Raw genomic sequence first — 24,930 nt, 5'->3', positions numbered from 1 at the left:
CCGGCGCCGCGTCCGCCATCCGGCGCCGCGTCCGCCATCCGGCGCCGCGTCCGCCATCCGGCGCAGCGTCCGCCCTTCGCCGGCCGTCCAAAACAGGCGTTCTGGCCAGCGGAGGACGATGGATGCCGCAATCGCCCTCCCTTCGCCAGAACAGGAGTTTCGGGTGAGTGGTGCATCGCAGGGGAGTGGTGGATCGCTGGCGTGAGGGGTCCGGTCTGCGGGGACCGCAGGCGAGCGGGCCGCACCCCGGGAGGAGGACGGCCCGCTGCGGGGTACCGGATCAGATGCGCTGGTGCGACAGGGATGCGCGGGGGACGACGTACACCAGCACCGTCATCGTCAGCAGGGCGAGGTAGCCGGCGACGAACCCGTAGAACGCAGCGGTGTACCCGCCGGTGGTCGCCTGCGAGGCGTTCAGCACCTGCGGGATCAGGAACCCGCCGTAGGCGCCGATCGCGGAGATCAGGCCGAGCGCCGCGGCCGCCTTCCGGCGCATCGCCGCGCCGCCGTCGGTCGTCGGGCGGGCGAGGCCCCTGGCTGCGAACACGTTGGGGATCATGCGGTAGGTCGACCCGTTGCCGATGCCCGTCGCCGCGAACAGCACGAGGAAGCATCCGAGGAACACGGCGAAGTTCTGCGCGGGGAGTGTCAGCACGAGGGCGAGCGCGCCGAGCGCCATCACCGCGAACGCGGCGACGGTGACTCTGGCCCCACCGAACCGATCGGCGAGGCGACCCCCGAACGGGCGGGCGAGCGAGCCGACGAGCGCGCCGAGGAACGCGAGCGTGATCGCCGCTTGTCCGATCTGGATCGTGCCGAACGCGGGGAACTGGTCGGCGATGAGCTTCGGGAAGACGCTGGCGAAGCCGATGAACGAGCCGAACGTGCCGATGTACAGCAGCGACAGCAGCCAGAGGTGCGGTTCGCGCAGCGCGGCCGCGGATCCCGCGAAGTCGGCCTTGGCCGAGGACAGATTGTCCATGTAGCGCCACGCGCCCCACATCGCCACCAGGATGAGCGGGATCCACATCCATCCCGCCCACGACAGGTGCAAGGTCGCGCCGGCGCCGATAGTGACGACGATGGGCACGCAGAACTGCGCGACGGATGTGCCGAGGTTGCCACCCGCCGCGTTCAGTCCCAGCGCCCAGCCCTTCTCCTTCTGGGGGAAGAAGTAGGTGATGTTCGCCATGGAGCTCGCGAAGTTGCCTCCGCCGACGCCGCCGAGGGCCGCGACGAGCAGCAGCACGCCGAACGGCGTGTCGGGGTTGCCTACGACGATGCCCAGCAGCGTCGCCGGGATCAGCAGCAGGCCTGCCGAGATGATCGTCCAGTTGCGGCCGCCGAAGGTCGCCACGGCGAACGTGTAGGGGAAGCGCAGCGTGGCGCCCACGAGGCTCGGCAGCGAGATGAGCCAGAACGACTCCGATGTGGTCAGCGTGAAGCCCGCGGCGGGCAGCATCACGACGACGATGCTCCACAGCTGCCAGATGATGAAGCCGAGGAACTCGGCGAACACCGACCAGCTGAGGTTGCGGCGCGCGATCGCGCGGCCCTCCCCGTTCCAGAATGCGGCGTCTTCGGGGTTCCAGCCGTCGATCCAGCGCCCCGGGCGCCTGGTCAGCGTGACGGGCGTGGGCGCGTCCAGGGTGGGGGTGGAAGCTGTGGGCGTGACTGTCGCGGTCATGGTGCCTCCTCGTCGGTGTGCGCTTCACGCTACGGAGCAGGTGTTTCCGCAGGACCTTCGGTGCGGTTACTTCTGCGTCACGTTGCCGTCACCGAGCGTCGTCGACGCGGTGAGTGCGCCGTCACACTGCCGAAACACAGGGGTTGCCTACACTCGGATGCATGCGCATCGACATCGTCACGATCTTCCCGGCGTTCTTCGATGTGCTCGATGTGTCGCTCATCGGCAAGGCCCGTGAACGCGGCACCCTCGACCTGCGGGTGCACGACCTGCGCGACGCGGCGCACGACCGGCACCACACCGTCGACGACACCCCCTATGGCGGTGGCGCCGGAATGGTGATGAAGCCGGAGCCCTGGGGGGAGACGCTCGACGGCATCCTCGGTGAGGATGCGGTGCTCATCGTGCCGTCGCCGGCGGGGGAGCGCTTCACGCAGGCCGTGGCCCGAGAGCTCGCGGACGAGCAGCAGCTCGTGTTCGCGTGCGGCCGATACGAGGGCATCGATCAGCGGGTGGTCGACCACTACGAGGCCAGGGGCCGGGTGCGGCTGATGAGCCTCGGCGACTACGTCCTCAACGGTGGCGAGGTCGCGGCGATGGCGATGATCGAAGCGGTCACGCGGCTCATCCCCGGGGTGGTCGGCAATCCGGCCAGCCTCGTGGAGGAGTCGCACGAGGACGGGCTGCTCGAGTACCCGATCTACACGAAGCCGAAGGAATGGCGTGGCCTGGAGGTTCCGCCCGTGCTGCTCAGCGGCCACCACGGTGAGATCGCGCGCTGGCGCCGTGAGCAGAGTCTGGAGCGTACTCGCGTGCGCCGTCCTGACCTGCTCGCCTGAGCGAGCTCAGCCCGACGCTGCCGACAGCAGCCCGGCTGCCGCAGTGAAGCGCTCGACCACGACGCCCGCGATCCGGAGGTCCGGCGCGAGCGGTGCGGTCACCGCGTCGGCGCCGCATGCGGCGATCTCATCGGCGAAGTATCCCGGTGCGAGGACGTAGCTCGCGACGATCACGCGAGCCGCGCCGGCTGCGCGCGCGGCGGACACTGCGGCGGAGATCCGCGGATCGGCCCCCGCCGCGTACGCCGCGGATACCGGCATCCGCAGACATTCGGAGAGCCGCGCCGCCATTGCGGCGACGTCCGCCGCCGCGGCGGGGTCGGTCGATCCGGCGGCGGCGAGGATGAGCGCGTCGTCCGCGCCGGGATCCAGCGCAGCCAGCCGCGATTCCAGGACGAGAGCGAGGAGGTCGTTCGGCCCGAGCGCAGGAGCCGCGACCGCGCGACCGGGGTGGCGTGAGACGGCCCGGGCGATGTCGACGCGGGTGTGGAAGCCGGTGGACAGCAGCAGCGGCACGACGACGACGGGTCCGTCGCTGCCGGCCACCGTCCGGTCGACCACCTCTTCGACGCGCGGGTCCTGCACGTCGACGAAGGCCTCGGCCACCTCGACAGCCGGCAGCAGCGCCCGCACCTGGTCGACGAGGGCGCCGATCGCCGCACGGCCCGCGAGGGAGCGGGTGCCGTGGGAGCACGCGATCAGGGTCACCACGACGACTCCACCGGCTCCAGTACATCGAGACGATAGCCGCGCTTGACCACCGTCTTGATGAGCTCCGCAGCGCCCAGCGCTTCCCTGACCCGCGCGATCGCCATGTCGACGGCGTGGGTGTTCTCTCCTGGCCGCGGGAGAGCGTGCTGGAGGTGGGCGCGGGAGACGACGCCGCCCGCGGCGGCGAAGAGCGCGGAGAGGATGTCGACGCCCGTACGGGAGAGCGGGATGAAGCGGCCGTCCAGCACCGCCCCGGAACTGCGCAACTCGAGCCGCCCCGCGGTCGTGTCGACAGCCGGCGCATGCCCGCCGCCGTAGTGGGTGACCACGCTGCGCACCAGCGCACCGAGTCGCCCACGCTCGGCCACGAGCGGTTCTATGCCGACGGCCCGGATGGGTTCAGCAGTGATGGGTCCGACCGCGGCCATCAGCAGGCGTCCGCTGCGTGAGAGCCGCAGCAGGGGCTCGAGGACGCCCTGGCGGTGCGCCGCGGCCAGCCACTCGGCAGCACCTGGCGCGGAGGTGAACAGCACCGCATCGACCTCCCCGGACGACGCGGCGACCACGGACCGCGACACGGCGACCGCGTCCGGCGGAGGGCCCCAGCGGTAGACGGTCAGGCTCACCACGTCGGCACCGTGCTCGTCGAAGAGCTCGTCAAGTCCGTCCGCACCGGATCCGTGATGCTGCACGGCGACCCTGCGCCCGCCCAGACCCTCGGCGACGAGGAACTCACCGAGCTCGCGGGAGGTCTCGGATTCGGCGACCCAGTCGGCGGTGAGCCCGGCCTGCTGGATCGCGCCGCGGGCCTTCGGCCCCCTCGCGACGATGCGAGCCTCGGACAGCGCTGCGTGCAGCTCGTCGGCGAGTCCCGCCTCATCGGCCGCGCCCATCCACCCCCGGAACCCGACGCCGGTGGTCGCGACCACGATCTCGGGCGGATCCAGGATGAGTTCGCGGGTCCGGTCGATCAGGGCCTCGTCGTCGATGTGGGGCACGATCGTGAGGGCGGGCGCTTGGCGGACGGTCGCTCCGTGCCGCTCGAGCGCGGCGCTCAGCTCGCCCGCCCGCCGGTCGACGGCGATCACGACGGTGCAGCCCTCGAGGGCTGCCGAGATCGGGGGGTGGATGCGCGCTGTCACGGCTGGGCGACTCCGGTGGCGTTGGAGGACGCATCCAGCAGCAGGCCGGCGCGGGCGACATCGCCGATGATGATCACGGCGGGGTTCTGGACGCCGGTGCGCGCTGCATCGGCGACAGCCTTGCCGAGTGTTGTGCGAGTCGTCCGCTGACGCGGGGTGTGCCCGCTCTCGATGATCGCCACGGGTCGATCGGCGGGGGCGCCGCCCGCGAGCGCCGCTGCGACGAGGCGCGGCAGGGCCGCGACACCCATGAGCACGACCGTCGTGACCGTGTCGTCGACCAGCGCGGCGATCGTGCTCGGCGTCGTCTCCGCCTGCCCGTTGAGGATGTGGACGGATGCGGCGGTGCCGCGATGCGTGACGGGGATCCCCGCGGCCTGCGGCACCGAGACGACACTGGTCAGGCCGGGGACGACCTCGACGGGGATGCCGGCGGCAAGGCAGGCGGCGACCTCCTCGCCGCCTCGGCCGTAGACGAACGGGTCACCGCCCTTGAGGCGGACCACCCGGCGACCGGCCCGTGCGTGCCGCACAAGGAGGTCGTTGATCTCCGACTGCGGTACCGGGTGCTGACCGGGCGCCTTGCCGACATCGATGACCTCGACGTCGGGGTCGAGATCGGCCAGCACGCCGGTCGGCCCGAGGCGATCGGCCACGACGACGTCCGCCTCGGCGAGGAGGCGTCGTCCACGCACGGTCATGAGGTCGGCGGGTCCGGGCCCGCCGCCGACCAGGTCGACCCGCCCGGCGGCGGTCGTCCGGCGCCGCCGCATCGGCAGTGCGCCCTCCCGCAGCATCGCAGCGATGGCGTCGCGCATGCGGACGGTGCGCCGCGGGTCGACGCCCGCGTCGGAGACGACGCCGATCACCACGTCGCCCGAGCGGGTCTCCGAGGCGAGCCGCGCAGTGCCGTGGGCCCCGTCCGACGCGTTCACGCACAGGATCCGCTGCCGTTCGCATGCAGCTGCGACGGCGGCGTCGACGGCGGGGTCACCTGTCGCGGTGTGCACAAGCCACACACCGGTGACATCGGCGTCGGTCACAGTGCGAGGCACCCACTCGGCGCCGTGCTGCTGGACGAGGGCGCGCGTGCGCGGTGCGAGCGCGGGTGCTATGACGCGGACGCGCGCATCCTCTCCGGCGAAGCGCTCGAGCCGGCGGGCGGTGACATCGCCGCCGCCCACCATCAGCACCTCTCGGCCCTGCAGAGATATCCCCATCAGCGTGCTCATGCCGTCTCCTCGATCTTCACGAACACCGCGCCGTCCTCCAGCGCAACCGGCCAGGTCACCAGATCGCGTGGGTCCTTGCCCTGCGTGTCCAGGCAGGAGCCGGTACGCAGGTCGAACACCTGCTTGTACATCGGGGACGCCACCGTCGGCACATCCTGCCGCGTCCCCACGATGCCTCGCGAGATCACATGCGCACCGCTGTAGGGGTCCAGGTTGGACACCGCGAACACCCGGCCGGAGTGCGTGAGGAAGAGCGCCAGCTGTGTGCTTCCCACCAGCGCCGCCCGGCCGCGCTCGACCTCGAGGTCGGCCACGTCGCAGAGGCGCTGCCAGGCGCTCATCGCCGCACCTCCAGGGTCGTACCGGCGATGAACACACCCACGTCGGTCCGTTCGGCCGCGGTGGCCGGCCGCGGCTGCCCGCGCTCGACGGTGTAGGCGAGCGAGGGGTCCGGCGTTGCGGGTGCGTTCACGAACGATGCGAACCGGCGGAGCTTCTGCGGGTCCTGCAGCGTGGCCTTCCATTCGTCCTCGTACCCCTCGATGTGGCGAGCCATCGCGGCGTCCAGATCGGCGCAGATGCCGAGGCTGTCGTCGAAGATCACCGCGCGAAGCCCGTCGATGCCGCCGTCGAGCTCCTCGAACCACGGGGCAGTGCGCTGCAGTCGATCGGCCGTGAAGATGTAGTACATCAGGAAGCGGTCGATGGCGGTGAGCAGCGCCTCGTCGTCGAGCCCCTCCGCGAGCAGCACCGCGTGCCGGGGGGTGAAGCCGCCGTTGCCGCCGACGTACATGTTCCAGCCGGCCTCGGTCGCGATGACGCCGACGTCCTTGCCCCGCGCTTCCGCGCACTCGCGTGCGCAGCCCGAGACACCGAGCTTGAGCTTGTGGGGCGAGCGCAGGCCCCGATACCGCAGCTCGAGCTGCACCGCCATGCCGACCGAGTCCTGCACGCCGTAGCGGCACCAGGTGGAGCCGACGCACGACTTCACGGTGCGCAGGGACTTCCCGTAGGCGTGGCCCGATTCGAACCCGGCATCGACGAGCCGCTTCCACACGGCGGGGAGCTGCTCGAGGCGTGCGCCGAAGAGGTCGATCCGCTGGCCGCCGGTGATCTTCGTGTAGAGGCCGAAGTCCTCCGCCACCTGGCCTATGACGACCAGTCCGGCGGGGGTGATCTCGCCGCCGGGGATGCGTGGCACGACCGAGTAGCTGCCATCCTTCTGCAGGTTCGCCATGACGTGGTCGTTGGTGTCCTGCAGAGCCGCGTTCTCGCCCGAGAGGACGTGACCGCCGACCAGGGTGGACAGGATGCTGGCGAGCGCCGGCTTGCAGATGTCGCACCCGCGCCCGGTCCCGAACCGCTCGATGACGCCGCTGAAGGTGGCGAGCCCCGACACGCGGACAGCGTCGAAGAGCTGCCGGCGAGACATCTCGAAGTGCTCGCAGAGAGCGCTGCTGAGGGTGGCGCCGGTCTTCGCGAGCTCCACGCCGACGATCTTCTTGATCATCGTGACGCACGAGCCGCACGCGGCGCCGGCCTTCGTGCATGCCTTCACCGATGTGACGTCGGCGCAGCCCTCCTCGTGCACCGCGGTCCGGATCGTGCCGGCGGTCACACTGTTGCACGAGCACACTAGGGCGGTGTCCGGCAGATCGCCCGTGGGGGCCGCGACGCCGTCCTCGGGCATGAGGTACGCGGCCGGATCACCGCCGAGAGCTCCGCCGACAAGCGGACGTAGCGATCCGTACGCCGACGCGTCGCCGACCAGGATGCCGCCGAGCAGGGTCTTCGCATCGTCGGAGAGGACGAGCTTCTTGTAGACGCCGGCGACCGGATCGGCGTAGACGACATCGAGTGCGCCCGGGGTCGTGGCGAAGGCGTCCCCGAAGCTGGCGACGTCCACGCCGGAGAGCTTCAGCTTGGTGGACAGATCGAAACCAGGGAAGGTGGCATCGCCATCGAGCAGGCGGGTCGCGGCGACCTCCGCCATCGCGTAGCCAGGGGCGACGAGGCCCACGCATTGGCCGGCGAAGTTGGCGACCTCGCCCACGGCGAGGATGTCCGGATCGCTGGTCTGGCATCTGTCGTCGATCAGCACGCCGCCGCGCGGGTGCACGTCGAGGCCCGCCTGGCGGGCGATCTCGTCTCTCGGGCGCACCCCCACGGTGAAGACCACGACGTCAGTGGCAGCGTAATCGCCGTCGCGGAACTCCAAACCGGCGACGGCGCCGGAGCGGTCGGGGTCCAGGCGCGTCGTCACGGTCCCTGTGCGCACGCGGATGCCCCGCTGCTCGACGATCCGCCGCAACGCGTCGCCCGCGGGGAGGTCGAGCTGCGCCGACATGAGGCGGTCGGCGGACTGGATCACGGCGCAGTCGACGTCGAGTCCCTGCAGTGCGCCCGCTGCCTCCAGGCCGAGCAAGCCGCCACCGATCACCGTGCCGGTCAGCGGGCGCCCCAGCGCCTGAGTCCGTCGTTGCACGAAAGTGCGCAGTGCCTCGACGTCATCCAGCGTGCGGTAGACGAAGCATCCCTCCAGGCCGAAGCCGTCCACCGCAAGCCGAGCGGCGTAGGACCCGGTCGCGAGCACGAGCCGGTCGTACGGGACTCGGCGTCCCGTCCTGGTGCGCACCCTGCGCTCGGCGCGATCGATCTCGACGACCGTCTCACCGCGCAGGAACTCGACCCGTTCGTCCGCCAGGACCGAGCGGTCCAGCGTCAGATCGTCAGCCGTCGCGCCCGCGAAGAACCCGGTGAGACCGACGCGGTCGTACGGATCGCGCGGCTCCTCGCCGATGACCGTGATCCGCCACCGTTCGCCGGAACGGCTGAGCAGACTCTCGACGAACCGGTGCGCCACCATCCCGCCGCCGACCACCACGGCGTGGCGGGGTGCCGGACCGGAGTTGTGCATGCCGCCACGGTAGCCATCGCTTGTTGCATTCCTGTCAGCGCGATGTTTCGGGCTGACGACGGGCTCGGCAGCGCGGTGCGGGTCTGGCGTCGAAGCGGTCATATCGGCTCCTGGGTGGGCGGGGTGCGATCCGTGTCCACGACGGTAGGCGCAGGCTGTTTCCGCTCCCGGCGGGCTTCGGTTTCTCCGAGCGAACGTTTCCCTCACACCGCCGCACCCTCCGATGTGAGGGGGTCAGGCGGTCGGGCTCACGCGGGCTAGGGTGGGGACACTCCCCGGGGAAGGACGTTATGCACGCCTGGCCAGGATCCAGCTACCCGCTCGGTGCCACGTTCGACGGCAACGGCACCAATTTCGCCCTCTTCAGCGAGGGTGCCGAACGCGTGGAGCTCTGTCTCTTCGGCGACCGCGGCAAGGAGACGCGCGTCCCGCTCGTCGACGTCGATGCCTTCGTGTGGCACGCCTATCTCCCGACGGTGGCACCGGGCCAGCGCTACGGCTACCGCGTGCACGGCGACTACGACCCGTCGACGGGCAAGCGCTTCAACCCGAACAAGCTCCTGCTCGACCCGTATGCGAAGGCCGTCGAGGGGCAGGTCGAGTGGAACCAGTCGGTGTTCCCGTATCAGTTCGGCGACCCCGACTCGCGCAACGACGACGACTCCGCGGCCTCGATGATGAAGGCCGTGGTGATCAACCCGTTCTTCGACTGGGCGGGCGACCGGCTGCCGAAGACCCCGTACTCCGAGACGGTCATCTACGAGGCGCACGTGAAGGGCCTGACCAAGCTGCACCCGGAGATCCCCGAGGAGATCCGCGGCACGTACAGCGCACTGGCTCATCCGGCGACCATCGCGCACCTGAAGCGGCTCGGCGTGACGGCGATCGAGCTGATGCCCGTGCACCAGTTCGTCGACGACTCGACCCTGCAGGAGAAGGGGCTGTCGAACTACTGGGGCTACAACACGATCGCCTTCCTCGCGCCCCAGAACACGTACTCCTCGAGCGGGCAGCGCGGACAGCAGGTGCAGGAGTTCAAGGGGATGGTGCGCGCGCTGCACGCCGCCGGCATCGAGGTGATCCTCGACGTCGTCTACAACCACACCGCAGAGGGGAACCATCTCGGACCCATGCTCTCCATGCGCGGGATCGACAACGCCGCGTACTACCGGCTCGAGGACAAGGATCCGCGGTACTACACCGACTACACGGGCACGGGCAACAGCCTCAACGTCGGCAACCCGCACGCGCTCCAGCTGATCATGGACTCGCTGCGGTACTGGGTGCTCGAGATGCACGTCGACGGGTTCCGCTTCGACCTGGCCGCGGCCCTGGCGCGCGAGTTCTACGACGTCGACCGCCTGGCCGCCTTCTTCGAGCTCGTGCAGCAGGATCCGGTGGTCTCGCAGGTGAAGCTCATCGCCGAGCCGTGGGACGTCGGGCCGGGCGGCTACCAGGTGGGCAACTTCCCGCCGCAGTGGACCGAGTGGAACGGCAAGTACCGCGACACCGTGCGCGACTTCTGGCACGGGGAGGCCTCGACGCTGGGCGAGTTCGCCTCGCGCCTGACCGGTTCCGCCGACCTGTACGAGCACTCCGGCCGTCGTCCGGTGGCCTCGATCAACTTCGTCACCGCGCACGACGGGTTCACCCTGCGCGATCTGGTGTCCTACAACGACAAGCACAATGACGCGAACGGCGAGGATGGCCGCGACGGCGAATCGCACAACCGCTCCTCCAACCACGGTGTCGAGGGGCCGACCGACGATCCGGCGATCCGCACCATCCGAGGGCGCCAGCAGCGCAACTTCCTCGCGACGCTGCTCCTCAGCCAGGGCGTGCCCATGCTGCTGCACGGCGACGAGCTCGGACGCACCCAGCGGGGCAACAACAACGTCTACGCGCAGGACAACGAGCTGTCCTGGCTCGACTGGGAGAGCGCCGACCAGCCGCTCATCGAGTTCACCGCCGCCCTCACGCGACTGCGGCGCGAGCACCCGACGTTCCGCCGCCGCCGCTTCTTCAACGGCCGTCCGGTCCGCCGCGAGGAAGGGGAGCCGATCCCCGACATCGGCTGGCTGCGACCCGACGGCACGCAGATGCAGCCCGAGGACTGGGATTCCGGCTTCGGGCGGGCGATCGGCGTCTTCCTCAACGGCGACGGCATCCGCGAGCGTGACCGCCGCGGCAACCCGATCGAGGACGACCACTTCATCATCCTGTTCAACGCGGGCGATGACCCAGTCGACTTCCACATCCCCGAGGTGGAGGCGAGTCCCGTCTGGGACGTCCTCGTCGACACGGCGGGCGAGCACACGAACGCGGTCATCGAGCCCGGCACATCCCTGACGCTGCCGTCGAAGGCCCTCGTCGTGCTGTGCGAGCATCATGACGTCGTCGGCGACAGCGATCACTCGGTCGCCGCGTCGCTGGCGCAGGCGCAGACCGGCGCCATCGACGAGATCACGGGGGCCGCGCCGCGACCGGAGGTCCAGAGGTAGATCGTGGAGCATTCGTCGACCTACCGGCTGCAGATCCGCGCCGATTTCGACCTGGATGCTGCTGCCTGCGTCGCGGGCTACCTGCATGATCTCGGGGTCGAGGCGGCATACCTCTCGCCCCTGCTGCAGGCGACGGAGGGCTCGGATCACGGCTACGACGTCACCGATCCGACGCGCGTGGACGCATCCCGTGGGGGAGCAGACGCCCTCGAGCGCTTCGCGCGGGAAGCCAGGGCGGCGGGCCTCGGCATCGTCGTGGACATCGTGCCCAATCACATGGGGATCGCGCAGCCCGAGCAGAACGCGTGGTGGTGGGACGTGCTCACGCACGGCGCCGCATCGACGTACGCGGAGGCCTTCGACATCGACTGGGCCGCCGGAGGCGGCCGCGTGCGGCTGCCGATCCTGGGGGCGGAGCTCCCGGACGCGCTGGCGGATCTCGTGGTCGACGCGGACGCCGGCGTCGTCAGGTACTTCGACCACGTGCTGCCCCTCGCGCCGGAGTCGCTGGGCGGCCTCGATCCGGCGGACGTGGCCGGGGTGCTGGGCCGTCAGCACTGGGAGCCGGTGTTCTGGCGGCACGAGGCGACGACGCTCAACTACCGCCGCTTCTTCACCGTGACCGGCCTCGCCGGCGTCCGTGTCGAGGTGCCGTGGGTGTTCGACCGGACGCATGCCGAGGTGCTGCGCTGGGTGCGGGAGGGGCTCGTCGACGGGCTGCGCATCGACCATCCCGACGGCCTGCGCGACCCCGGCGCGTACCTCGCCCGACTGGACGCTGCGCTGCGCGGGGCCGGATCGGCCGAGCCGTACGTCGTGGTGGAGAAGATCCTCGAACCCGGCGAGGAGCTGCCAGGCTGGTGGGCGACCGACGGCACCACGGGCTACGACGCACTCGGCGAGATCGCCCGGGTGCTGATCGACCCGCGCGGCGAGGAGCCGCTCGACGCGCTCGACGCGATGCTGCGCGCCGAGACGGGCCTGCCGCCGTCCGAGGGGTGGACGGCACTCACCCTCGGCACGAAGCGCGCGGTGGCGGACACGGTCCTCGCTCCCGAGATCGCGCGGCTCGTGCGCGACTTCCCGGCGGGCCTCCTCGACGAGGCGCAGGCCGCGGACGCCCTCGCCGAGATCCTCGCCGGATTCCCGGTGTACCGCACCTACCTCCCTGCCGGGAGGCGGGTGCTGGACGAGGCAGCGGATACCGCATCCGCTCGTCGTCCTGACCTCGCCGATGCGATCCGCGTGCTGCTGCCTGTGCTCGCCGACCCGGCGCAGCCGGTGTCGCGTCGGTTCGAGCAGACCGCGGGTCCGGTCATGGCCAAGGGCGTCGAGGACGCCGCGTTCTACCGGGCGACCCGGCTCGGCACGCTCACCGAGGTCGGCGGCGACCCCGCGCAGTTCTCGCTCGACGTCCACGGCTTCCACGCGGCGCGCAGCCTCCGGCACGCCCACTGGCCGCGGGCGATGACGACGCTGTCGACGCACGACACCAAGCGCGGGGCCGATGTGCGGGCACGGCTCGCGGTGCTGGCCGAGATTCCGGAGCGGTGGGCCGAGGTGCTCGGGCAGCTGCGCGCGGTCGCCACGACCGGGCACGGTCCGTTCGACGCGCTGCTCTGGCAGGCGATCGTCGGGTCGTGGCCGTCCACCCCTGAGCGCCTGCGCGAGTACGCGGTCAAGGCGGCCCGTGAGGCGGGCGAGGCCACGACCTGGACGGATCCGGATCAGGCGTTCGAGGCGCGCACGCACGCGCTGATCGATGCGGCCTTCGGTGCGGCCCGGCCGGTCGTGGACGCCTTCGTCGCCGAGATCGCCTGGCCGGGGTGGTCGAACGCGCTGTCCGCGGCGCTCCTGCACCTGACCGGTCCCGGCGTGCCCGACGTGTACCAGGGCACGGAGCTGTGGGACCTCTCGCTGGTCGACCCCGACAACCGGCGGCCCGTCGACTACGCCGCCCGCCGCGCACTGCTGGCGCGCATCGACGAAGGACCTCCGCCGACGATCGACGCGGACGGGGTGGCGAAGCTGCTCGTGACCGCCAGAGCGCTGCGCCTGCGGCGCGATCGGCCGGGCCTGTTCACCCGCTACACGCCGATGACGGTGGTGGGGGACGCGGCCGCGCACGCGATCGCCTACGACCGCGGCGGCGCACTCACCGTCGCCACCCGGCTTCCCGTCGGACTGCACCGCCGCGGCGGGTGGGGCGACACCGCCCTGCTCCGGCACGCCGGTCCGACGCGCGATGTGCTGACCGGGCGGACATTCCGCGGCGGCGAGCTGCCGATGGGGGAGCTGCTCGAGATCTACCCGGTGGCGCTGCTGGTGCCCGAGGAGGAACCGTGATCGAGGTGTGGGCGCCGCGCGCCGACCGGGTGCGACTGCATCGCGAGGACGGTTCCCCGAGTGAGCTCGTCGCCGCTGCGGACGGCTGGTGGCGGACGGATGCCGTCCTCCGCCCCGGAGAGGAGTACGGCTTCCTCCTGGGCGACGCGGACGCGGTGCGCCCGGACCCGCGCGGCCGTCGGCTGCCGCACGGCGTGCACGGGCCGTCCGCCTGGTTCGACCCGCACGCGCACGTGTGGACCGACGACGCCTGGACCGGGCGCCCGCTCGCCGGGGGTGTCGTGTACGAGCTGCACATCGGCACTTTCACCCCGGACGGAACGCTCGACGCCGCCATCGGCCGGCTCGGGCACCTCAGCGACCTCGGGATCACGCACGTCGAGCTCCTCCCGGTGAACGGGTTCAACGGCACCTGGAACTGGGGCTACGACGGCGTCGCCTGGTACGCGGTGCACGAGGCCTACGGCGGCCCGGCGGCGTACCAGCGCTTCGTCGACGCCGCCCACGCCGCGGGCCTCGCCGTCATCCAGGACGTCGTCTACAACCACCTCGGCCCGAGCGGCAATCGCCTGCCCGAGTTCGGTCCCTACCTGCGCGACGAGAGCTCGAACACGTGGGGCCTGAGCGTGGACCTCGATCAGGATGCGGTGCGCGCCTACATCGTCGACAACGCCATGATGTGGCTCCGCGATTATCACGTCGACGGCCTGCGCCTGGACGCCGTGCACGCGCTCCACGACGAGCGGCCCGTGCACATCCTGCGCGAGCTGGCCGAGGCTGCGGATGCCCTGTCGGCCCATCTGGGGCGCCCGCTCACCCTCATCGCCGAGTCCGACCTGAACGATCCCACCCTGATCCTGCCCCGCGAGGCAGGCGGGTACGGCCTCACCGCGCAGTGGAGCGACGACTGGCACCACGCGGCGCACGTCGCCCTCACCGGCGAGACCGCCGGATACTACGCGGACTTCGCCGCGCTCGACGCCCTCCCGAAGGTCTGGACGGGCGGGTTCTTCCACGACGGCACCGTGTCGTCGTTCCGGGGGAGGCCGCACGGCGCGCCGGTGCCGGCGGAGGTGCCGATGTGGCGGCTGGTCACCTTCGCGCAGGACCACGATCAGATCGGCAACCGCGCTGCCGGCGACCGGCTCAGCCAGACCCTGTCCTACGACCGGCTCGCCGTCGCCGCGATGCTCACGCTCACGTCTCCGGGCACGCCGATGCTCTTCCAGGGTGAGGAGTGGGGAGCGCGCACGCCGTGGCAGTTCTTCACCTCGCATCCGGAGCCGGAACTCGGGCGCGCCACCGCCGAGGGCAGGAAGGCCGAGTTCGGGCGCATGGGGTGGGACGAGTCGGTCGTGCCCGACCCGCAGGACCCGGAGACGTTCCGCCGCTCCCACTTGGACTGGGACGAACCGACCACCGGCGATCATGCCCGGCTGCTGGCCCTCTACCGCGCCCTGATCAGGCTGCGTCGCGAGCGTCCCGACCTCACGGATCCGCGGTCGACCTCGCTCTCGGCCGACGCGGAGGGCGGTGAGGACGCCGCGCACCGGCTCTTCCGGCTGCGCCGCGGCGCACTCGAGGTGCTCGTGAACCTCAGCGCTGAACCGGTCGAGCTCGCCGTCCCGGCTGACGCGGACATCCTGCTGGCCACGCGGGATGACGTGCGTCGTGCCGGCGCCGCCGTGCTGCTGCCGGCGGACACTGCGGCGATCGTCGGCCCGTCGAGGTGACGCCGGCGCCCGCGGGCGTCAGGCGACGCCGAGCCAGGAGCGGTCGGTCAGGACGATCGGCCCGTCGGGGGTGATCGCCACGGTGTGCTCCGAGTGGGCGCCGCGGGAGCCGTCGACGCTGCGCAGCGTCCATCCGTCCGGGTCGGTGATCAGCTCGTCGGTGGTACCCAGGAACCACGGCTCCAGCGCGACCACGAGCCCGGCGCGCAGCGGGTAGCCCCGGTTCGGCTTGCCGTCGTTGGGCACGTGCGGGTCTCCGTGCATGACACGGCCCACGCCGTGACCGCCGAAGTCGGTGTTGATCTCGTAGCCCTCGCCGTGCGCGACCTGGGCGATCGCGTGGGAGATGTCGCCGATCCTGTTGTCCACCGTGGCGGCGGCGATGGCAGCATCCAGCGCTCGCTCCGTCGTGTCGATCAGGCGCAGGTCCTCGTCGCGCGGGGTGCCGACGACGAACGAGACGGCGGAGTCGGCGACCCAGCCGTCGATCGAGACCGCGAAGTCCAGCGAGACGAGATCGCCGTCCTTGATCGCGTAGTCGTGGGGGAGTCCGTGCAGGACCGCATCGTTGATCGACGTGCAGATCACCTTGCCGAACGGGCTCGCGCCGAACGACGGGTGGTAGTCGATGTAGCAGGACTGCGCGCCCGCCTTTCGGATCAGCTCGTGCGCGCGCCGGTCGATCGTCAGCAGGTTCGTGCCGACCTTCGTGTCCTCCCGCAGGGCGGCCAGCGTCTCCGCCACGAATCGTCCTGCCGGGCGCATCGCCTCGATCTCGGCCGGTGTGCGCAGTTCGATCATGGGGGTCCTCTCGTCCGAGTCCATTCTGTCCGATGCGACCTGGGCGTAGCATCGATGGCATGTGGCTACGTCGCGCGATCTTCGGCTGGCTGATCCCTGCCGCCTTCCTGCTGCCGCTCTGGCTGCTCATCGGCTGGATCAGCTTCGGATCGAGCGGGTGGGCGCTGTTCTGGGTGTTCCTGTCGATGCCGATCGTGTTCGTCGGCCAGCTCGTGCTCACCCTGCTGGTGCGGGCCCGGGGCACCGTCCGGGCGGCGCGCGCGGTCTCGTGGACGGACGTCGCCGGCTTCGGGGTCTGGCACTGCCTGATCATCGCGCTCGGCTTCTTCAACCCGGCCTGGTGGGCAGGGGTGTTCATCCTCACGGTGGCCGTCGGAATCGCGCTGTTCTGGATCACGCTGTCCCAGCTGTGGCGCGAGGCGCGCGGGGCGGTGGTCCTGCACACGGCGGACGGCATGGGCTACATCCCGGCGGCCGAGTCGACGCAGCGCACACCCGCAGCGGATCCCGAGGTCATCGTGCTGACCGAGAAGCGCGGTCCCGAGCGCCCCTGAGCGGGCTCGCGCCGTTTTGGCCGGGGAGGTCATCCATGGCAGAATGGACCTTCGTGCCCTGATCAGCTCTGCCTCAGGGGAGCGGCTGCGTGAGCAATCGTCAGCAGCCTCGGGCACACACACCAACCTTTCCCATCCTTCGCGGTCGACCTGTGGCAGCCGCAGAGAGTGAAGATCATGCAGATCCTCGACGCCGTCGACGCGGCATCCCTCCGTACCGACATCCCCGCCTTCGGCCCCGGCGACACCGTGAAGGTGCACGTCAACATCACGGAAGGTACGCGCTCGCGTATCCAGGTGTTCCAGGGTCACGTCATCGGCCGCTCCGGCGACGGCGTGCGCGAGACCTTCACGGTCCGCAAGATCAGCTTCCAGGTGGGCGTCGAGCGCACCTTCCCCGTGCACAGCCCCGTGATCGACCACATCGAGGTCGTCACCCGTGGTGACGTGCGCCGCGCCAAGCTGTACTACCTGCGCGAGCTGCGCGGCAAGAAGGCCAAGATCAAGGAGAAGCGCGACAACTGACGTTCCGCGCCGGTTCCATCGCACGACGCCCCGAGGATGCTTCCTCGGGGCGTCGTCGCGTCCCGGATGTGCGACCCTTGATGTGCGGCGCGTCGTTCCTCGACGCTTCAGGAGAAGGACCCCATGACGAGCGAGAAGACGGCGGCCGAGGCCGGAGCGACCAGCCCGATGCCGGAGCGCCGACGCGGCTGGCTCGCGTTCCTGCGGGACGTGCTGATCATCGTGCTGATCGCGGTGCTCGTCTCGTTCCTGGTGAAGACCTTCCTGGTGCGCTCGTTCTACATCCCGTCCTCGTCGATGGAGGACACGCTCCACGTCAATGACCGCATCCTCGTCGACGAGATCACCCCGCGATTCGGTGGCTACGACCGCGGCGACATCATCGTGTTCCAGGATCCGGGCGGATGGCTGCCCGTCTCCACGGCGGAGCCGCGACCGCCGGTCGTCGAGGCGTTCGACTGGCTGCTCTCGCTCGTGGGACTGTCCGCGCCGGACAGCGACGACCACCTGGTCAAGCGCCTGATCGGTCTTCCCGGCGACCATGTGGTGTGCTGCAATGCGCTCGGCCAGATCTCCGTGAACGACGTGCCGATCGACGAGACCGACTACCTCAAGCTCCCGGACGGCGAGACGCGGGCATCCGCCGACGAGTTCGACGTCACCGTGCCGGACGACAGCGTGTGGGTGCTCGGCGACAACCGCTACCGGTCCAAGGACTCCCGGTACAACACCGACCAGCCGGGCAAGGGCTTCGTGCCGCTCGACAACGTGGTCGGCCGCGCATTCCTGGTGACCTGGCCGTTCGACCGATTCGGGCTGCTGGACGAGCACCACGAGGTGTTCACCGGCGTCCCCGACCCGGCGGGAGCCCTGGCCCGATGACGGTGGCGGTCCCGCGTCTGACGCTCGAGCGGAAGCTCCTGCGGGAGCGGTCGATCGTCATCGCGTGCGACGAGGTGGGCCGCGGCGCCCTCGCGGGGCCTGTCGCCGTCGGGGCGGTCGTACTCGACGCCCGGCGCGCGCGGGGCCGCGTGCCCGAGGGACTCCGGGACTCCAAGCTCGTGCCGGAGCCCCGGAGGGCGGCACTGGCCGTTCGCGCCGCCGGCTGGGTGTCGGTCAGCGCCGTCGGGTGGGCGAGCTCGGCGGAGATCGACGAGATCGGCATCATGCGCGCGCTCGGGATGGCGACGATCCGCGCCCTCGCCGACCTCCGCGCCCACGGTGTCGTGGCCGAGGAGGCCATCGTGCTGCTCGACGGCAACTACGACTACATCTCGCCCGCAGGTGCGCGGGGCCTCGATGTGCGCCCGGTGATCAAGGCGGATCGCGATTGCGCCAGTGCGGCTGCAGCATCCGTCATCGCCAAGGTGGCCCGCGACGACCTCATGGTGCGCCTCCACGACGAGCACCCGGACTACCAGTGGAGCCGCAACAAGGGCTACGCGAGTCCGGAGCACCGGGAAGCCATCCGCGCCAGGGGACTCAGCCCGCATCACCGGGCATCATGGTCGATCGCGGACGCACCGACGCTGTTCTGACGCGGCCGTAGGATGGATGCACCATGGATGACGACGTCTTCGAAGACTACGACCGCGAACTGGAACTTGCGCTGTATCGCGAGTACCGCGACGTCGTCTCGCAGTTCCAGTACGTGATCGAGACCGAGCGGCGCTTCTACCTCGCGAACGAGGTCGATGTCGTGCGGCGCGACACCGAGCACGACTTCTATTTCGAGCTCACGATGACCGATGTGTGGGTGTGGGACATCTACCGCGCCGACCGGTTCGTGAAGTCGGTCAGGGTCCTCACCTTCAAGGACGTGAACGTCGAGGAGCTCACGCGCCGCGACTTCCAGCTACCCGAGGAGCTCTCGCTCGACAGCTGAGCGGGGTGCGGCCTGCGGCCCTCAGCGGGGCACCCGGGCTGCCAACGCCCGCGCGAGAACACGTCCGCACGAGAACAGGTGTTCTGGCGGTTGCAGGACGATCGGGCCCCAGAACCGCCTCCCGTCGCCAGATCACCTGTTCTGGCGAGCCCAGCGGGAAACGCGTGCCATGGTCGGCGGGCCATGCGGTCTACGGCCCTCAGCGGGACACGCGGGCGGCGCGCCACCCCTGATCGGTGCGCTCGGCGCCGCCCTCGAGCCAGAGGAGCCCGAGAATCGGCTCCACCGCGGCGGCTGACATCCCCGTGCGCCGCGCGAGAGCCTCGGTGCTTTGCCAGGCCCGCGGGCTGAGCGCGTCGATGACCCGCGTGGTGTCGTCGGTGCGCGTCCCCGGTCCGACGGGAGCCACGGAGCCGTTGATGCCGAGCAGCTCGCGCACGTCGTCGGCGTGCGTGACACAGGTCGCGCCGAACTCGCGCAGCAGCCGGTGGCATCCCGCCGACGCCGCGCTGGTCACAGGTCCGGGCACCGCGCCGAGCGGGCGACCCAGTGCCGCAGCGTGTCCGGCAGTGTTCAGCGAGCCGCTGCGCCACCCGGCCTCCACCACCACGGTCGCGTCGGCCAGCGCGGCGATGAGGCGATTGCGCTGCAGGAATCGCCACTTCGTCGGCGCCGAGGCGCACGGCACCTCGCTGACGACCGCGCCGGTCGCGGCGATGCGCCCGAGCAGATCGGAATGGCCGGCCGGGTAGGGGCGGTCGACGCCTCCGGCCAGGAGCGCCACCGTGCGTCCGCCGGCGGCCAGGGTCGCGCGGTGGGCCGCGCCGTCGATGCCGTACGCGGCCCCGGACACCACCGACACACCGCCGCCGCCGAGCTCCGCGGCCAGCTCGGCGGAGACGTTCTCGCCGTAGCCGGTCGCCGCGCGGGCGCCGACGAGGGCGACCGCCGGCGACGCGCTGCGGAGGGCCGCCGTGGCGCCGCGCACCCAGAGGCAGTGCGGCGCGTGGGGGCCCAGGTCGGCGACGGCGGTCGGCCAGTCCGGGTCGCCGGGCAGCAGCATCCGCGCGCCGCAGGCGGTCGCGCTGCGCAGCGCATCGGCCAGCGCATCAGGGACCAGCCGCGGACGCCAGCGACGCAGCCCTTCATCCAGCGCCCGCGGCGAGACGCCCTCGATGCCGGGGAGCAGCGACTCCTCGTCCTGCGTCAGGGCGAGCGCGCCGGCGGCGCCCGCCGCCTCGATGAGGCGGCCCGCGATGCTGTCGCCCGGCTCGGTGAGGAGGTTCCAGACAGCCCGGGCGTATCGGTCGACGACCGTCTCGTCCGGCAGCTCGTCGACCCGGTCGACGCCGCGCAGCGCGGACCGCGCTGCATCGGGGGTGAGGGCGAACGCGGTCATGAGGTGATCCCCTTCTTCAGGAAGAGCGCGCGCCCGATGTCGTCGACGCCGAGCTGCGACCTGCCGCCGAGGTCGGCGAGCGACCACGCCACGCGCAGCACCCGGTCGTAGCCGCGCAGGGTGAGCACCCCGCGGTGCAGCGCGGCGTCGAGGGGCCTGCGCACCGCAGGGGCGGGCGCGAGCGGGCCCTGGCGCAGCCACGTGCCGTCGACATGCGCGTTGCGCTGCCACGGGGTGTCGCGCAGGCGGTGGGCGGTGCGCGCTCGAGCCTCGAGCACCCTGCCGTGCGCCGCCGCGGTCGTCGGTCCGGCGGAGGCGGGCGCGGTGTGGGCGACCCTGGCGAGGGTGAGCTGGATGTCGATGCGGTCGAGCAGCGGCCCGGAGAGGCGTCCGAGGTAGCGGCGGATCGCGCTCGGCGGGCACATGCACGACCCGCCGCGGATGCCGTAGTCGCCGCATGGGCACGGGTTCGTCGCCAACACGAGCTGGAACCGGGCGGGGAAGCGCGCAGCGCCGCCTGCGCGATGGATGACGATCGAGCCAGACTCCAGCGGCTGACGCAGGGCATCGAGCGCGTTCGCGGGGAACTCGCCCGCCTCGTCGAGGAACAGAACGCCCTCGCTCGCCCGGGCGATCGCGCCCGGGCGGACACCGCGGCTGCCGCCGCCGACCAGTGCGGCGACGCTCGCGCTGTGGTGCGGCGCTTCGAACGGCGGCAGGCGCGAGAGCGACGTCACCTGCAGACCGGCCAGCGATCGGATGGATGCTGCGGCCAGCGCCTGCTCGTCGTCGAGCTCGGGGAGGATGCCCGGCAGGCGCCGCGCCAGCATCGTCTTGCCCGCACCGGGCGGACCGCACATGAGGAGGTGGTGCCCGCCCGCGGCGGCGACGATCAGCGCGTCCACCGCCTCCCGCTGGCCGATGACCTCGGCCAGATCGGGGACCTGCTCGGGCTCGTCGGCGGGAGCGGTCGACGCGACCGGATCGACGGGCCGGTCGTCCGGGTCGAGCTCGGCACCGTGGAGCCTGGCCACGTCGGCGAGGCTCACCGCGCCGTGCACCTCGATCCCGTCGACCAGCCGGGCCTCGTCCATGTTGGCCCAGGGCACGACGACCCGATGGAAGCCGTGGGCGGCGGCCGCGCGCACGGCCGGCAGCACCCCGGCGATCGGCCTCAGACGGCCGTCGAGCCCCAGCTCGCCGATGTGCACGGTGCGTGCGATGGAACCCGTGTCGACGGTCAGCTCGGTCGCGAGTGCGGTGATCGCGACCGCCAGGTCGAAGCCGGAGCCCTGCTTGGGCAGGCTGGCGGGGGAGAGGTTGATAGTCAGCGCGCGGCGGGGCAGCGGGAGGCCGCTGTTGGCGCACGCGTTGTGCACGCGCTGGACCGCTTCACCGAGCGCCTTGTCTGCCAGTCCGATGATCTTGAAACCAGGCAGCTGATTCGTGAGGTCGGCTTCGACCTCCACGAGTGCGCCGTCCACACCGGTCAGCGCAACGGCCCACGTGCGGGCGACACTCATGCCGGCTCCACATCGCGCAGATGCTCGAGGCGGGCCGAGTCGGGGGCGGCACCGGTGAGCCCGATCGCGTCGACCCGCAGCCGGCGCCCGCGCGCATGCTCGGGATGAGCCGCGATCCACGCGAGGCCGAGTCGCCAGAGACGGCGCCGCTTGCGCGCGTCGATCGCCTCGAACGGATGCCCGAACGCCTCGGAGCGCCGCGCCTTGACCTCGACCACGACGATCTGGTCGCCCTCGCGCGCCACGATGTCGATCTCTCCTTCGCGACACCGCCAGTTCCTGCCGAGCAGCTCGTATCCGCTCGCGGTGAGGTAGCGCGCGGCGCGATCCTCGCCCGCCCTGCCCAGCACATCCTTGACCGCCATGACAGCATCGTCGGCTCCGCGGTCGCCCGCGCAGGATCGGCCGGTGGGATCCGTGGACGAACCGCCGGGCGCCGGTCGGTGGGGAGGAGCCGTGGGCACGGCATGCTGGACACATGCGGATCGGGGAGGCGGCCGAGCTCTACGAGACGCACCTCACCCGGGTGCGCCGGCTCTCGCCTGCCACCGTGCGGGCCTACCGTGGCGACCTCGCCGACCTCATCGCTGCGACCGGCGACCTCGAGCTGACGGAGCTCGACATCGAGCATCTCCGGGAGTGGCTGTGGGCTGCGACGCAGCGCGGGGACGCGCGCTCCACGATCGCCCGACGCACGGCGGCGGTCAGGGGCTTCTGCGCGTGGGCGCGCGAAGAGGGGCACATCGCGATCGATCCGGCGCTTCGGCTGGTCGCCCCCAAACGCGGCCGCACCCTGCCGGCGGTCGCGACGGCGCCGGCGCTGGCCGAGCTGCTTGGGATCCTCCGCGATGCGGCAGGCGACGGCGACGCCCTCGCCCTGCGCGATCACGCGATCATGGAGATGCTCTACGGCACCGGGATGCGCGTGTCGGAGCTGTGCGGCCTCGGGATGGACGACCTCGATCGCGCCAGGCGCACCGCGCGGGTCTGGGGCAAGGGCGCGAAAGAGCGGGTCGTGCCGTTCGGTGCTCCGGCCGCCGCGGCCCTCGACGCCTATCTCGTGCGGGCGCGCCCCGTGCTCGCCGCCAGGGCGGCGTCACGCGCCGACCGGCCGCGTGTCGTCTTCCTGGGTGCGCGCGGGGGGACGATCGGGCCCCGCGCGGTCTACGACCTCGTCGCCCGCGCCCTCGGGCCGGTGATCGGCGGCACCGCCGGTCCGCACGCACTCCGGCACTCCGCGGCGACCCACCTGCTCGACGGCGGTGCCGACCTGCGGACGGTGCAGGAGATCCTCGGACACGCGAGCCTCGGCACCACCCAGATCTACACGCACGTGTCCAGCGAGCGGCTGTCTGCGGCCTATCGGCTGGCGCACCCGCGCGCCTGACGGTCACGGCACGCTCACCAGCACATTCAGCAGCACGGCAGCAGCACTGCGCGCGGCACGCCGCCCAGCAGCATCCGCGGATTGACGTACTCGCCGTCCCGCCGCACCCCGAAGTGCACGTCCCCCGGCGCGGCGTGACCCCCGAGGCCGGGCTCGGCGACCACGTCACCGCGGGCGACCGGTGAGCCGACGCCGAGGACCGTCACGGCCGGCTCGAGCGTGGTCACCAGCCCGTCGCCGTGATCGATCGTGACCACCCCGCGCCCGGCGACCTGTCCCGCGAACGCGATGACCCCGTCGGCCGGTGCGCGCAGCATCCGCTCGTCGTCCAGGCGGAGGTCGATGCCGCGGTGACCGGGCCCGTAGGCGTGAGCCGGCGCCTGGTATTCGTGGGTGACGACGACATGCTCGACCGGCCAGCGCCATCCGTCCGGAGCGGCTCCGACGACGAGCGCCGCGGCGAGGACCGCCGCACGGATCCGCACCCCACGCCCCTGCACGGAGACAGCCTCCCGTACGGCTTCCGCCATGCAGACGCCGGCGGTGCAACCTGTGCACCACGACGCCCGCACGCGCTGTGGGGAGGAGGCGGCGGCTGATACACTGGCAGGGCACCTCGATCTCGGGGTGACTACGCATGCCCTTCAGCGGACCGCCCCGGCGGACCCGCGACACCCCCTCCCATCGGTCTCAACCGCACTCCGCGGTCGAGCGGGAGCGTGTCGGGCATCAGGCTCGCCGGAGCATCCTCCGGCGGAACAAACCGCAAACGGCGCACGCGTGCGCCGAGAACAGGAGAACGGCCATGGCCGTCGTCACCATTCGCCAGCTGCTCGACAGCGGCGTCCACTTCGGACACCAGACCCGCCGGTGGAACCCGAAGGTCAAGCGCTTCATCCTCACGGAGCGCTCCGGCATCCACATCATCGACCTCCAGCAGTCGCTGTCGTACATCGACAAGGCGTACGAGTTCGTCAAGGAGACGGTCGCGCACGGCGGCACCATCCTCTTCGTGGGCACCAAGAAGCAGGCCCAGGAGATCCTGGCCGAGCAGGCGACCCGCGTCGGCCAGCCCTACGTCAACCAGCGCTGGCTCGGTGGCCTCCTCACCAACTTCCAGACCGTCTCGAAGCGCCTCGCCCGCATGAAGGAGCTCGAGGAGCTCGACTACGAGAACCCGGCGGAGAGCGGCTTCACCAAGAAGGAGCTCCTGCTCAAGAAGCGCGAGCTCGACAAGCTGCACAAGTCGCTCGGCGGCATCCGCAACATGTCGAAGACCCCTTCGGCGATCTGGGTGGTCGACGCGAAGCGCGAGCACCTCGCCGTCAACGAGGCGACCAAGCTCGGCATCCCGGTGATCGGCATCCTCGACACGAACGCCGACCCGGACGAGTTCCAGTACCCGATCCCCGGCAACGACGACGCGATCCGCTCCGTCGGCCTGCTCACCCGCATCATCGCGGATGCTGCCGCCGAGGGTCTCATCCAGCGCCACAACCCGACGGACGAGACGGCTGAGGCCGCCGAGCCGCTCGCCGACTGGGAGCGCGAGCTGCTCGAGCAGCCCGTCGCCGACGCTGAGGCGCCCGCCGCCGAGGTCGAGGTCGAGGCACCCGCCGCCGAGGTCGAGGTCGAGGCACCCGCCGCCGAGGTCGAGGCTCCCGCCGCCGAGGCCGAGGTCGAGGCTCCCGCCGCCGAGGCTGACGCCGCCAAGTAAGTCATCGCTGCGGCGGAACCGGGTCGATCCG

Annotated in this window: 22 protein-coding genes; 11 read left to right on the top strand and 11 right to left on the bottom strand. The window is 71.4% G+C overall.

Annotated elements, in window-relative coordinates; genetic code table 11:
• Positions 1-280 precede the first annotated feature (280 nt).
• The gene (locus Microterr_RS07580) at positions 281-1,687 is read right to left on the bottom strand and encodes an MFS transporter (RefSeq protein ID WP_263798583.1); all 1,407 of its coding nucleotides are present in this window, start codon (positions 1,685-1,687) and stop codon (positions 281-283) included.
• 161 nt (positions 1,688-1,848) lie between these two features.
• Between Microterr_RS07580 and trmD the strand changes: the two genes are divergently transcribed.
• Positions 1,849-2,526 (top strand): tRNA (guanosine(37)-N1)-methyltransferase TrmD, encoded by a 678-nt coding sequence (gene trmD / locus Microterr_RS07575; RefSeq protein ID WP_263798584.1) that lies wholly within the window; start codon positions 1,849-1,851, stop codon positions 2,524-2,526.
• Between the two features lie 6 nt (positions 2,527-2,532).
• Here the strand turns inward: trmD and Microterr_RS07570 are convergent, their stop codons facing one another.
• Genes Microterr_RS07570 through nirB form a run of 5 tightly spaced genes read right to left on the bottom strand, consistent with a single transcriptional unit; the run spans position 2,533 to position 8,528 of the window.
• Positions 2,533-3,234: a sirohydrochlorin chelatase gene (locus Microterr_RS07570; protein ID WP_263798585.1), complete on the bottom strand. Its 702-nt coding sequence runs from the start codon at positions 3,232-3,234 to the stop codon at positions 2,533-2,535.
• On the bottom strand, positions 3,231-4,379 hold the full coding sequence (locus tag Microterr_RS07565; RefSeq protein ID WP_263798586.1) for a uroporphyrinogen-III synthase: 1,149 nt from the start codon (positions 4,377-4,379) through the stop codon (positions 3,231-3,233). The genes Microterr_RS07570 and Microterr_RS07565 overlap by 4 nt, the downstream gene beginning before the upstream one ends.
• Positions 4,376-5,611, bottom strand: a complete 1,236-nt coding sequence (gene cobA / locus Microterr_RS07560) for a uroporphyrinogen-III C-methyltransferase (RefSeq protein ID WP_263798587.1) — start codon at positions 5,609-5,611, stop codon at positions 4,376-4,378. The genes Microterr_RS07565 and cobA overlap by 4 nt, the downstream gene beginning before the upstream one ends.
• Positions 5,608-5,952 carry a nitrite reductase small subunit NirD gene (nirD, locus tag Microterr_RS07555; RefSeq protein ID WP_263798588.1) on the bottom strand — a complete coding sequence of 115 codons (345 nt, stop codon included), beginning with the start codon at positions 5,950-5,952 and terminating at the stop codon, positions 5,608-5,610. Before nirD ends, cobA begins: the two co-directional genes overlap by 4 nt.
• Entirely contained in the window at positions 5,949-8,528 is a 2,580-nt protein-coding gene (gene nirB, locus Microterr_RS07550) for a nitrite reductase large subunit NirB (protein ID WP_263798589.1), read from the bottom strand. The genes nirD and nirB overlap by 4 nt, the downstream gene beginning before the upstream one ends.
• Before the next feature lie 290 nt (positions 8,529-8,818).
• On the opposite strand from nirB, the gene glgX reads away from it, so the two are divergent.
• The 3 genes from glgX to treZ are packed head-to-tail and all read left to right on the top strand — an operon-like array spanning position 8,819 to position 15,108.
• Positions 8,819-11,029, top strand: coding sequence for a glycogen debranching protein GlgX (glgX, locus tag Microterr_RS07545; RefSeq protein ID WP_263798590.1), 2,211 nt, complete (start codon positions 8,819-8,821; stop codon positions 11,027-11,029).
• Positions 11,030-11,032: 3 nt separating this feature from the next.
• Complete coding sequence (gene treY, locus Microterr_RS07540) at positions 11,033-13,375, top strand: malto-oligosyltrehalose synthase (protein WP_263798591.1); 2,343 nt, start codon at positions 11,033-11,035, stop codon at positions 13,373-13,375.
• Positions 13,372-15,108 carry a malto-oligosyltrehalose trehalohydrolase gene (treZ, locus tag Microterr_RS07535; protein WP_263798592.1) on the top strand — a complete coding sequence of 579 codons (1,737 nt, stop codon included), beginning with the start codon at positions 13,372-13,374 and terminating at the stop codon, positions 15,106-15,108. The genes treY and treZ overlap by 4 nt, the downstream gene beginning before the upstream one ends.
• Positions 15,109-15,126: 18 nt before the next feature.
• Here the strand turns inward: treZ and map are convergent, their stop codons facing one another.
• Complete coding sequence (gene map, locus Microterr_RS07530) at positions 15,127-15,909, bottom strand: type I methionyl aminopeptidase (RefSeq protein WP_263798593.1); 783 nt, start codon at positions 15,907-15,909, stop codon at positions 15,127-15,129.
• Between the two features lie 59 nt (positions 15,910-15,968).
• Here map and Microterr_RS07525 point away from each other — a divergent pair, with 59 nt between their 5' ends.
• The 5 genes from Microterr_RS07525 (at position 15,969) to Microterr_RS07505 (ending at position 18,873) form a co-directional block, all read left to right on the top strand.
• A complete protein-coding gene (locus Microterr_RS07525) occupies positions 15,969-16,463 on the top strand; it encodes an MFS transporter permease (RefSeq protein ID WP_263798594.1) in 495 nt (164 codons plus the stop codon).
• A gap of 177 nt (positions 16,464-16,640) precedes the next feature.
• Positions 16,641-16,988 carry a 50S ribosomal protein L19 gene (rplS, locus tag Microterr_RS07520; RefSeq protein ID WP_263798595.1) on the top strand — a complete coding sequence of 116 codons (348 nt, stop codon included), beginning with the start codon at positions 16,641-16,643 and terminating at the stop codon, positions 16,986-16,988.
• 123 nt (positions 16,989-17,111) lie between these two features.
• Entirely contained in the window at positions 17,112-17,870 is a 759-nt protein-coding gene (lepB, locus tag Microterr_RS07515; RefSeq protein ID WP_263798596.1) for a signal peptidase I, read from the top strand.
• Positions 17,867-18,526, top strand: a complete 660-nt coding sequence (locus tag Microterr_RS07510) for a ribonuclease HII (protein ID WP_263798597.1) — start codon at positions 17,867-17,869, stop codon at positions 18,524-18,526. Before lepB ends, Microterr_RS07510 begins: the two co-directional genes overlap by 4 nt.
• Positions 18,527-18,549: 23 nt before the next feature.
• The gene (locus tag Microterr_RS07505; protein ID WP_263798598.1) at positions 18,550-18,873 is read left to right on the top strand and encodes a DUF2469 domain-containing protein; all 324 of its coding nucleotides are present in this window, start codon (positions 18,550-18,552) and stop codon (positions 18,871-18,873) included.
• Positions 18,874-19,072: 199 nt separating this feature from the next.
• Here Microterr_RS07505 and dprA read toward each other — a convergent pair whose 3' ends face one another.
• The 3 genes from dprA to Microterr_RS07490 are packed head-to-tail and all read right to left on the bottom strand — an operon-like array spanning position 19,073 to position 22,160.
• Positions 19,073-20,272 carry a DNA-processing protein DprA gene (dprA, locus tag Microterr_RS07500; RefSeq protein WP_263798599.1) on the bottom strand — a complete coding sequence of 400 codons (1,200 nt, stop codon included), beginning with the start codon at positions 20,270-20,272 and terminating at the stop codon, positions 19,073-19,075.
• Positions 20,269-21,795, bottom strand: coding sequence for a YifB family Mg chelatase-like AAA ATPase (locus Microterr_RS07495; protein WP_263798600.1), 1,527 nt, complete (start codon positions 21,793-21,795; stop codon positions 20,269-20,271). The genes dprA and Microterr_RS07495 overlap by 4 nt, the downstream gene beginning before the upstream one ends.
• Complete coding sequence (locus Microterr_RS07490; RefSeq protein WP_263798601.1) at positions 21,792-22,160, bottom strand: YraN family protein; 369 nt, start codon at positions 22,158-22,160, stop codon at positions 21,792-21,794. The genes Microterr_RS07495 and Microterr_RS07490 overlap by 4 nt, the downstream gene beginning before the upstream one ends.
• A gap of 113 nt (positions 22,161-22,273) precedes the next feature.
• On the opposite strand from Microterr_RS07490, the gene Microterr_RS07485 reads away from it, so the two are divergent.
• A complete protein-coding gene (locus Microterr_RS07485; protein ID WP_263798602.1) occupies positions 22,274-23,182 on the top strand; it encodes a tyrosine recombinase XerC in 909 nt (302 codons plus the stop codon).
• A gap of 26 nt (positions 23,183-23,208) precedes the next feature.
• On the opposite strand, the gene Microterr_RS07480 is transcribed toward Microterr_RS07485, so the two are convergent.
• Positions 23,209-23,682 carry a murein hydrolase activator EnvC family protein gene (locus Microterr_RS07480; RefSeq protein ID WP_281974267.1) on the bottom strand — a complete coding sequence of 158 codons (474 nt, stop codon included), beginning with the start codon at positions 23,680-23,682 and terminating at the stop codon, positions 23,209-23,211.
• A gap of 305 nt (positions 23,683-23,987) precedes the next feature.
• On the opposite strand from Microterr_RS07480, the gene rpsB reads away from it, so the two are divergent.
• Positions 23,988-24,899 carry a 30S ribosomal protein S2 gene (gene rpsB / locus Microterr_RS07475; RefSeq protein ID WP_263798604.1) on the top strand — a complete coding sequence of 304 codons (912 nt, stop codon included), beginning with the start codon at positions 23,988-23,990 and terminating at the stop codon, positions 24,897-24,899.
• The last annotated feature ends 31 nt before the right edge of the window (positions 24,900-24,930 follow it).

This window comes from Microbacterium terricola, assembly GCF_027943945.1.
GTDB classification, from domain to species: Bacteria; Actinomycetota; Actinomycetes; order Actinomycetales; family Microbacteriaceae; genus Microbacterium; species Microbacterium terricola.
This window is presented reverse-complemented; position numbering and strand designations above follow the sequence as displayed.

Bases quoted from the DNA above. Each gene is read 5' to 3' on its own strand.
- Microterr_RS07580 (WP_263798583.1), bottom strand. From the start codon at position 1,687: ATGACCGCGACAGTCACGCCCACAGCTTCCACCCCCACCCTGGACGCG.
- trmD (WP_263798584.1), top strand. From the start codon at position 1,849: ATGCGCATCGACATCGTCACGATCTTCCCGGCGTTCTTCGATGTGCTC.
- cobA (WP_263798587.1), bottom strand. From the start codon at position 5,611: ATGAGCACGCTGATGGGGATATCTCTGCAGGGCCGAGAGGTGCTGATG.
- nirD (WP_263798588.1), bottom strand. From the start codon at position 5,952: ATGAGCGCCTGGCAGCGCCTCTGCGACGTGGCCGACCTCGAGGTCGAG.
- nirB (WP_263798589.1), bottom strand. From the start codon at position 8,528: ATGCACAACTCCGGTCCGGCACCCCGCCACGCCGTGGTGGTCGGCGGC.
- glgX (WP_263798590.1), top strand. From the start codon at position 8,819: ATGCACGCCTGGCCAGGATCCAGCTACCCGCTCGGTGCCACGTTCGAC.
- map (WP_263798593.1), bottom strand. From the start codon at position 15,909: ATGATCGAACTGCGCACACCGGCCGAGATCGAGGCGATGCGCCCGGCA.
- Microterr_RS07525 (WP_263798594.1), top strand. From the start codon at position 15,969: ATGTGGCTACGTCGCGCGATCTTCGGCTGGCTGATCCCTGCCGCCTTC.
- rplS (WP_263798595.1), top strand. From the start codon at position 16,641: ATGCAGATCCTCGACGCCGTCGACGCGGCATCCCTCCGTACCGACATC.
- lepB (WP_263798596.1), top strand. From the start codon at position 17,112: ATGACGAGCGAGAAGACGGCGGCCGAGGCCGGAGCGACCAGCCCGATG.
- Microterr_RS07510 (WP_263798597.1), top strand. From the start codon at position 17,867: ATGACGGTGGCGGTCCCGCGTCTGACGCTCGAGCGGAAGCTCCTGCGG.
- Microterr_RS07505 (WP_263798598.1), top strand. From the start codon at position 18,550: ATGGATGACGACGTCTTCGAAGACTACGACCGCGAACTGGAACTTGCG.
- dprA (WP_263798599.1), bottom strand. From the start codon at position 20,272: ATGACCGCGTTCGCCCTCACCCCCGATGCAGCGCGGTCCGCGCTGCGC.
- Microterr_RS07495 (WP_263798600.1), bottom strand. From the start codon at position 21,795: ATGAGTGTCGCCCGCACGTGGGCCGTTGCGCTGACCGGTGTGGACGGC.
- Microterr_RS07490 (WP_263798601.1), bottom strand. From the start codon at position 22,160: ATGGCGGTCAAGGATGTGCTGGGCAGGGCGGGCGAGGATCGCGCCGCG.
- Microterr_RS07485 (WP_263798602.1), top strand. From the start codon at position 22,274: ATGCGGATCGGGGAGGCGGCCGAGCTCTACGAGACGCACCTCACCCGG.
- rpsB (WP_263798604.1), top strand. From the start codon at position 23,988: ATGGCCGTCGTCACCATTCGCCAGCTGCTCGACAGCGGCGTCCACTTC.